The organism is Caulobacter sp. B11 (assembly GCF_002737765.1).
GTDB lineage: Bacteria > Pseudomonadota > Alphaproteobacteria > Caulobacterales > Caulobacteraceae > Caulobacter.
In genome coordinates this window covers 1-8,265 of sequence record NZ_PEGG01000241.1, presented here as the reverse complement: position 1 = coordinate 8,265, position 8,265 = coordinate 1, and the positions used below count along the sequence as shown (strand labels likewise).

The 8,265-nt window shown below is 57.3% G+C and carries 8 protein-coding genes; 7 read left to right on the top strand and 1 reads right to left on the bottom strand.

Annotation, left to right across the window (positions count from 1 at the left end; all coding sequences use genetic code 11):
* The 7 genes from CSW58_RS15265 to CSW58_RS10170 all read left to right on the top strand — a co-directional run.
* Positions 1 to 193, top strand: a 193-nt coding sequence (locus CSW58_RS15265) for a hypothetical protein (protein WP_236627763.1), incomplete at its 5' end; no start/stop codon positions are given.
* Positions 194 to 263: 70 nt separating this feature from the next.
* The gene (locus tag CSW58_RS10190; RefSeq protein WP_161494599.1) at positions 264 to 1,475 is read left to right on the top strand and encodes a glycosyltransferase family 4 protein; all 1,212 of its coding nucleotides are present in this window, start codon (positions 264 to 266) and stop codon (positions 1,473 to 1,475) included.
* Positions 1,463 to 3,031, top strand: a complete 1,569-nt coding sequence (locus tag CSW58_RS13775; protein ID WP_143755162.1) for a hypothetical protein — start codon at positions 1,463 to 1,465, stop codon at positions 3,029 to 3,031. The genes CSW58_RS10190 and CSW58_RS13775 overlap by 13 nt, the downstream gene beginning before the upstream one ends.
* Entirely contained in the window at positions 3,028 to 4,089 is a 1,062-nt protein-coding gene (locus CSW58_RS10185; RefSeq protein ID WP_099447213.1) for a glycosyltransferase, read from the top strand. The genes CSW58_RS13775 and CSW58_RS10185 overlap by 4 nt, the downstream gene beginning before the upstream one ends.
* 53 nt (positions 4,090 to 4,142) lie before the next feature.
* Positions 4,143 to 5,288, top strand: a complete 1,146-nt coding sequence (locus CSW58_RS10180; RefSeq protein WP_161494598.1) for a glycosyltransferase family 4 protein — start codon at positions 4,143 to 4,145, stop codon at positions 5,286 to 5,288.
* Positions 5,285 to 6,364, top strand: coding sequence for a glycosyltransferase family 4 protein (locus tag CSW58_RS10175; protein ID WP_143755161.1), 1,080 nt, complete (start codon positions 5,285 to 5,287; stop codon positions 6,362 to 6,364). Before CSW58_RS10180 ends, CSW58_RS10175 begins: the two co-directional genes overlap by 4 nt.
* Before the next feature lie 51 nt (positions 6,365 to 6,415).
* On the top strand, positions 6,416 to 7,606 hold the full coding sequence (locus tag CSW58_RS10170) for a glycosyltransferase (RefSeq protein ID WP_099447210.1): 1,191 nt from the start codon (positions 6,416 to 6,418) through the stop codon (positions 7,604 to 7,606).
* Here the strand turns inward: CSW58_RS10170 and CSW58_RS10165 are convergent.
* Entirely contained in the window at positions 7,603 to 8,163 is a 561-nt protein-coding gene (locus CSW58_RS10165) for a WcaF family extracellular polysaccharide biosynthesis acetyltransferase (protein WP_099447215.1), read from the bottom strand. The genes CSW58_RS10170 and CSW58_RS10165 overlap by 4 nt on opposite strands.
* Positions 8,164 to 8,265: the final 102 nt, after the last annotated feature.

The window sequence follows — 8,265 nt, the reverse complement described above, 5'->3', positions numbered from 1 at the left end:
CCAGGTCCTGCTACGACTCTATGCCACTATCGGCTACGACGCTCAGCATCGGTGGGTCGGACTCAAGCACCAACTGCGCACCGGCGACGTACCTATCTGCAGGCCGTCGATCGCAACGGCGATCGGTTCGTGGTGTTTTGCCAACCATATCTCCGGTGGATTCTGTTCATGCTCAGCCTTCGAGGTCGTGTAGGAACGGTGTTACTCGCTACGCGCCTAGTCGCGGCCTCGCGAAGCGCGCTTGGCTGCGAGGAGGCGAAGATATGAAAGTGGTGCTGACAACGCCAGGAAGGTTTCACACTTTCGCCTTGGCCCGGGAACTGCACGCAGCCGGCCACCTGTCGGCGATCGTTTCTGGCTTCCCTTGGGCTCAGGTCCAACGTGAAAACGTCCCCCGCAAGTTGGTGAAAACGTTTCCATTTGTCACGCTGATACGCTTTGGGCTTGGACGGATCGGTTTGGCGCATGAACGCGCCAATCTAGTCCTCGACGACTTTCGAGCTATGGCGCTCGACCGCTACGCGCGCCGCTGGGCCCGCGATGCCGACATCTATATGGCCCTGTCGGGGTCCGGCCTGAGAACAGGCCTTTCTGTGAAGCGCCGCGGCGGCGTCTATATATGTGATCGCGGCTCTACCCACATCCTGTTCCAAAAGCGTATCCTGGAACAGGAAGCCGCTCGTTTTGGCGCACCTGCCCCGATGTTCAGTGCGAAAAAGATTCGTCGTGAATTGGCGGAATACGAGGCGGCTGACGCGATCACCGTGCCATCTGAATTCGTCCGCCGCTCCTTCATCGCCGAGGGCGTGTCGCCGGACAAGGTTCACAAGGTGCCATACGGCTCCAATATCGACGCCTTCTTCCCGTCTGGCGGGCCGCCGAAAGACAGTTTCGAAGTATTGTTCGTCGGTGGAATATCGCTACGTAAGGGAGTTCCTGACCTATTCTCCGCTTTCGAGCTCCTGCGCCATCCGCGCAAACGCCTGACAATTGTAGGATCCCCTACCTCGGAGACACCCCTCATCACCCGTCTGGCGCCGGACGGCGTTCGCTTCGTGGGTCACCTCTCTAGTGCGAACTTGAAGGACATCATGAGCCGTAGCCACGTCATGGTGCTGCCAAGCGTGGAGGAGGGCCTTGCCTTGGTAATGGGCGAAGCTCTTGCCTGCGGCTGCCCAGTTGTCGCTTCTGAGAACACCGGCGCGACAGACCTCTTCACCGACGGTGAAGAAGGTTTCATCCTGCGGGCACGAGACGCCGACACCTTCGCCGACCGACTGCAACGCCTTGCCGATGATCCCAACCTTCAAGGCCGCATGGCTCGTGCCGCCAGAATGAGGATGACGACGCTGAGAGGTTGGGGGGCCTATGGAGACCAGATGATCAGCCTATACAAGCAAATACTCGAAAGAAAATCCACGAATAGCGCGCGGGCTGCCGAGCGCTTGAGCGATGAGACACCATGCATTACGTGACCCACAATACACCACCCAAAGACATCAAGATCTCTATTTCAAACTCGATAATATTCGGCTTGTTGGTGTCGGCATTTTTCTGGGCCCTGGCGGCAGCTTTAAACAATTCAAATGCAAATACCATCGCAGCTACGGTATCAGCCGTCATTGACGTATATTTGCTCTATCATCTTATAAAAGTCGGCATGTTTTGCGTTTCCCTTCTAAAAACAGGATCGCTTTTTCTATCGCTTTCACTTTCATTTGGGTGGCTTATATCTATAATAATACATTTTTTTACACTTGATTATAGTATAGATTATACTCTTCAATTAATATCAATTAACGCAGGGCAATATGCATTTGGGGTTTTATACGCCAGCATTTTTGCATTGTCTCTTGGTTGCCTTAGCATCTCCCCCATCCTGTCGAGAATGGAGATGCGCGTCGCCCTTTCAATTAAAAGCCTCCGACTAACGCCAACTTACATTCCCGTTATTTTTCTCATAATTTTATCACTACTGGACCTATTTCTCATATCATCTGGCATTATCGGCCAGCGAAAATTCGGTATTTCTGGGCAAAATGTCGGGGAAGTAGAGTTTTATATACCATTCCTAGAGATGGCATTGGGATCTCAAATAGCATTGAATAGCCTTGCACTTTCTCGCTTCAATTTCAAAACTGAGCTGCTATCAATTAAATCATTAGCTATTGCGGTATCTTTGATACTGACGCTTTTTATTTACTTTAGTAAAGGTAGAACTGGTTTGATATTTTTCGCCGTCATGCATTTTGTTTGGATTACATTTATTTCTGGACGCTTGCCACGATTCAAGACTTTGATTATTATTACCGCGATCGGCGTGCCAATATACTATAATGCGATGTTGGCGAGCAATATGGCGCGAAACATGCGCTATGACACCCGCACAGGCACCGAAGTCTCCGGTCTGAACGTCGCCATCGGCAGCGCAACAGCGCTGAAAGATACAAACGTACGGGCACAACAGGCGCGGCGAACCGCGCTAAACCTTTCCACGCGCCCCCTATTGGCCGCCAGCCTGTCCGCCTCGATGCAGAAGGCAAACCACGATTGGAAATACTTGAATGGTCAGTATTTAGTTAACAGCCTGATATGGACCATACCTAGAGCTTTATTTCCAAATAAAGTTGATGTTGAGAATGCCGAGGTACTCATGGCATCGAACGGCATTGTTACTGGTTATTCTGACGTCGCTGATTCTCTATATTTTGCCGGATATGTCGACTTTGGTTGGTTTGGACTGATCATATATCCAATTATCATATACACTATCGCTTTTTTTATACTATTTATGTGTGAAATACTTGGGCCCGCCTTCTCGCTCGTCACCTTGTCTTCTGCAATATATGCCTTTACATTTGGCATGGGGGAGGCATCCGTAACAGGATGGCTGGTAATGCCTAGAAATATGTTTTTGTTATTCCTAATATTTCCATTCGGGACTTTTCTGTTTTCTCATTTTTCTGGGCGACGAGGCGGCAAAATCCGACCGAGGTATGGCCGGCGGCATGTTGCGAGCCCGCCACGATGAAGATCTTCTACATCGGACATGTGTCGCCGTCGGCAACTACACGCCATCGCGCCGACGCTTTGGTCCGTATCGGGCATCAGGTCACCCTGTTCGACCCGCATCAGGCGCTCGCCGACAAGCTAAACGGCCCTGTGGCCTCGCGACTGCACTACCGCACCGGCTACCGTCTGCTGCAGCACGCGGCGTTGCGGCTGCTTCAATCCCAGGCGACGGCGATCCGATCGCACGACGCGGTGTGGGTCGACAGCGGCGAGCTATTTGGTCCGGACTGCGTCAAGCTGCTCACAAGCTACTGCCCGCGCACTGTGCTGTTCAGTCCGGACGACCCCACCGGCGGGCGCGATGGCCGGCGGTTCGACAGCCTGGTCGCCGCCCTCCCCGCCTACGACCTGTGCGTGACCATGCGCGACCCGACCCTGGCCGATTTCAAGCGGCTGGGCGCTCGTCGCACGATCAAGGTCTGGCGTAGCTATGACGAAGTGCAACACCGCCCTCCGTCGAACGACGAGATGGTGACCTGGCCGCATGGCGGCGGAATCGCCTTCATCGGCACCTGGATGCGGCACGAAAATCGCGAGGATATCATTCTGGCGCTTCTGCAGCATGGCATATCAGTCTCGGTCTGGGGTGACGGCTGGAGCAAGTCGCGTCACTGGCCCGCCCTACGCCACGCCTGGAAAGGCGCGGCGCTCTACGGCCGCGACTATTGCCGCGCGATCGCCGGGGCTGATGCCTGCCTGGGCTTCCTCTCCGCCCAGAACCGCGAACTGCACACCAAGAGATCCTTCGAAATCCCGTACATTGGCGGCCTGCTGGTGGCCGAACGCACGAGCGAGCACCTGCAAGTCTATGACGAAGACCGCCATGCGATCTTCTGGGCCGACGCCGAAGAATGCGTCAATAAGTGTCTCGTAGTGCTGGCCGACCCCGCCCGTAGCCATGCGATCCGCGCCGCCGGCATGAAGCGAGTGCGCGAACTGGGCTTCGGCAACGAAGCCCTGGTTGGGACCATCCTCACCGAACTCTTCCGCCCTTCGGATCAAAGGATCGTGGCTTGATGATTAAAGTCGCTTATCTCGTCAGCCACCCGATCCAATACCAGGCGCCCCTAATGCGCCTGCTTTCCAGCAAGCCCGGGGTGGATCTCGACGTCTATTTCCGCTCGTCCTTCTCCACGGCGGCCTATTACGACCCCGGCTTTGGCGGCAAGGTCGAGTGGGACGTGCCGCTGCTGGACGGATACAAGTCCAAGACCCTGACGCCCCATCCGCTGAACCGCATCAGCAAGCTCGATTTCAGCCAGGGACTGTTCAAGCACTTGGCGGCGTCCGGCAAGACCGTCCTCTGGATCCACGGCTTCGCTAATCCGTACTACGCCTATGTCATCGAGCGGGCGCTGCGCCAGGGCGTCCAAGTGTTCATTCGCGACGAGGTCCAGAAGACCGGAAATCGTCGGAGCCCCTGGAAGGAGCGCGTGAAGGGCGCGATCCTGCGGTCGTGGTCAAAGCGCGGCGTCGGCTTCCTGGCGATCGGCACCCTCAACCGCGACTACTACATCGCCAAGGGCGTCGATCCGGCCAGCATCTTCCTGGTGCCCTACGCCGTCGACCGCGAGTTCTTTGAACGGCTGTCGGCGGAATCGCGCGCCGACTTCGGGCCAAGGCGCGAGGCCCTCGGCTTCGATCGCGACGCGACGGTTGTACTGTTCGCGTCCAAATTCATGGAGCGCAAGCGGGGTCTGGACCTGATCGAGGCGTTCCGCCAAACCTATCCGCGGCTGCTGGCGGCCGGCGTCAACAAACCCGTGCTCGCCTTCGCCGGCTCCGGAGAGCAGGCCGAGGCGCTTGAGGCGGCCGTCCGGGGCCTGCCGATCGTCTTCCTCGGCTTTCAGAACCAGCAGTCGCTGGGTCGCCTGTTCGGCTTGGTCGATCTCTTCGTGCTGCCGTCGCGCCATGAACCCTGGGGACTGGTGGTCAACGAGGCGATGAGCGCCAGCCTGCCAGTGATCGTCAGCGACGAGGTCGGTTGCTGGCCCGACCTGGTCAAGGACGGCATTAACGGCTTCGTGTTCCCGGCCGGCGACCAGCCGGCCCTCGCCGAGGCGCTGTTCAAGGCCATGTCGGATCCGGCGCGCCTAGCGGCCATGGGCGACGAGAGCCGGCGGATCATCGGCGACTGGGGCTATGCTCAGGACGTTAGTGGAATCCTTGAGGCGGCTGCTTGGTCACGGGCGCGGCGGACTTGCGAGCCCAGATGAAGCCCTCCGTCCTCTTCGTTGGCCTCGCCACCTACAGCCGAGTTGGAGGGCTGCAGAATTTCAACCGCCGTCTCATCGCCAATCTCGGCGCTCTGGTCGACGAGGGCGCGCTCCAGAATTGTCACGCGCATCTGATGGATGACCGTGCATCCGACCTCCCACACCAGCCCGGCGTCGACATTGTCGGCTTCGCTCAAGACCGGGCCGGACTCATTCTACGGACACTCGCTAGATCGCGCCGTAGCGATCATCTGTTGATCGGCCACATCAACCTGGTTCTTCTCGCCGGGCTAGCGAAGCTGTTGAGACCGTCATTGAGGACCACGCTGTTTGTCCACGGCGATGACGTTTGGAATGATGGACTCCGAGCAAAACGCCCCTATGAGCCTTTCCTCTTAAAATGGGTGGATAGGATCGTCTCTGTTAGTACCTATACGGCTGGCATCATGGCGCGCGAATATCACGTTCCATCCGAACGGTTCACGATCTATCCGAACGCCATCGACGACTTCGCGCCGTCTGGGCGCGCAACCTCGGGCCATCACGTCCTATGCGTCACACGCCTCGGCACAGGCGATCACCGCAAACACGTCGACCAACTGATCCGGGCGATCGGCGAGCTGGCGGCGCGGGGCCGACCGGCGACCTTGTCCATTGTCGGGGACGGGCCCTTACGGCCGGATCTTGAGGCGCTCAGCCACACGCTGAAGTTGGAAGATCGGGTGCAATTTCTGGGACGCGTGGCGGACGAAGTCTTAGATCAAGCCTATGCAAGTTCTGATGTGTTCGCCCTGCCCTCGTCCAAAGAAGGGTTCGGGATCGTCTATCTGGAGGCCTGGAGCCACGGGCTCCCGGTGATCTGCGGTTCACTCGGTGCCCCCCGCGAAATTATTACCGACGGAGTCGATGGCCTAGTCGCCGATCAATCCGATGTTTCTGACCTGGCTGACAAGATAGACGCCCTACTATCTGATCCACTACGAGCCCGTGAGATGGGGCAAAACGGCTGTCGTAAGGTGCGGCGATCCTATCTAAACAGGAACGCCCTAGAAAATCTGAGGCCCTTGCTATCTTGATCCTGTTCAGGGTCCAGCATTGCCCTGCCATCTCGCTATTTCGGAAGCCGCGTGAACATCCTCCACATCGTCGCATCAATCGACCCCGCGAGCGGCGGCCCCATTGAGAGCGTGCTGCGTCAAGATGAGGCCTGCAAAGCACGCGGCGTATCAGTGACGCGCGAGTTGGTCACTCTCGACCCTCCGGACAGCCATCATCTGCAGGGGTTCCCGTTAACTGTTCACGCGCTGGGACGCCCCCGAACGGGATCGCGACTTCCATGGCGACGGGCGCTAGAGCATTATGGCTACGCTCCGAACTTAGTGCCCTGGTTACGCGCCAATATCGGCAGCTACGATACGGTGATCGTGGACGGACTGTGGAACTATGCACCCTTCGCCGCCTCTCGGGTGCTGCCTGATGGGAAGACGCCCTATTTCGTCTTTCCTCACGGAATGATGGACCCGTGGTTTCGTCGGACCTATCCGCTAAAGCATTTGGCGAAACAGGCCTTTTGGCTCTTCGGTGAGGGCCGCCTTCTGGCCGGGGCCCGATCGGCGTTTTTTACGTGCGAAGAGGAGCGGCGGGAGGCGAGAGGTCAGTTCTTCGGCCATCCTTATCGAGAGACTGTCATTAGCTTCGGAACCAGCGCCCCGCCGTTGCACACTACCGGGCAAGACACGGCCTTCCGGGCCGCTCTACCGGCTCTGGACACCCGCCCCTATCTGCTGTTCCTGAGTCGCATCCATGCCAAGAAGGGCTGCGATCTGCTCGTCGAGGCCTTCGCCCGCGTGGCGGCTGACCACCCCAGCGTGGATCTGGTCGTCGCCGGCCCTGACCAGGCTGGCTTGCGTGCCTCACTAGAGGCTCTGGCGGCTAGGCGTGGCGTGGCCGCTCGTATTCACTGGGCCGGCCCCTTATACGGTAATGCAAAATGGGGTGCGTTGTACGGTGCCGACGCGTTCATCCTGCCCTCGCATCAGGAAAATTTTGGCATCGCCGTGGCCGAAGCCTTAGGCTGCGGTACGCCCGTCCTAATCAGCAACAAGGTCAATATCTGGCGCGAGATCGACACCGCTGGCGCGGGCTTGGTCGAACCCGACACAGCTGATGGCGCTGAGACGCTGCTGCGACGGTGGTTCGCCACAACACAAGCCGAGAAGGCGACGATGCGGGAGGCCGCACGATCCCTGTTCAAGGACCAATTTAATGTCGCGAATACGGGGCCAGCGCTGATCCGAACAATCGAACAATTCCTTTAATTATTCTTACGCCTGTCACCAACCTCAACTGCGGGTGAACCAAGGTACACCTTGAAAGGCTTTGTATCGCGAGTAACTATTGATCGAGCGCCAATAACTGAGCCACGACCTATGGTGAGGCCGGGCTGTATAAATGCACCGGCAGCGACCCAGGCCTCATCATTGATCACAATAGGCATTGCATAGATGTCAAAACCAACAGCGCCCATGTCATGGGATCCCGTGCATAGGTATGCATGTTGCGAAACGACTGCATCCGCACCGATCGTGATTTCACCAAGCGTATAAAGCCCGGCATAATCACCCACCCAACTGCGATCTCCTACACGAAGTTTCCACGGATAGGTAATCCGCACGGTTGGTCGTATCAAAACATCTTTTCCGATTTTGGCCCCAAAGCAACGCAACAACCAGTTCCGCCACCCGTATAGAAACTGGGGTGACATGCCGAAAATCGTGGCCTGCACGATCCACCAAAGTTGCACAATCACTGCAGATCGACCGCGAAATTCGGGTGGCAGGCGGAATTTTGATAGATCTTGGACACGCTGAGACATCATATCGCTAACTCATTCGTCCCGATAATACTTGAAGATCTGCTTCGAAGGCCGTCAAGAATCGACCTCTTCCGCCAGCGTTTCTCCGCACGGATTCTCGCA

Bases quoted from the DNA above. Each gene is read 5' to 3' on its own strand.
- CSW58_RS10190 (WP_161494599.1), top strand. From the start codon at position 264: ATGAAAGTGGTGCTGACAACGCCAGGAAGGTTTCACACTTTCGCCTTG.
- CSW58_RS13775 (WP_143755162.1), top strand. From the start codon at position 1,463: ATGCATTACGTGACCCACAATACACCACCCAAAGACATCAAGATCTCT.
- CSW58_RS10185 (WP_099447213.1), top strand. From the start codon at position 3,028: ATGAAGATCTTCTACATCGGACATGTGTCGCCGTCGGCAACTACACGC.
- CSW58_RS10180 (WP_161494598.1), top strand. From the start codon at position 4,143: ATGCGCCTGCTTTCCAGCAAGCCCGGGGTGGATCTCGACGTCTATTTC.
- CSW58_RS10175 (WP_143755161.1), top strand. From the start codon at position 5,285: ATGAAGCCCTCCGTCCTCTTCGTTGGCCTCGCCACCTACAGCCGAGTT.
- CSW58_RS10165 (WP_099447215.1), bottom strand. From the start codon at position 8,163: ATGTCTCAGCGTGTCCAAGATCTATCAAAATTCCGCCTGCCACCCGAA.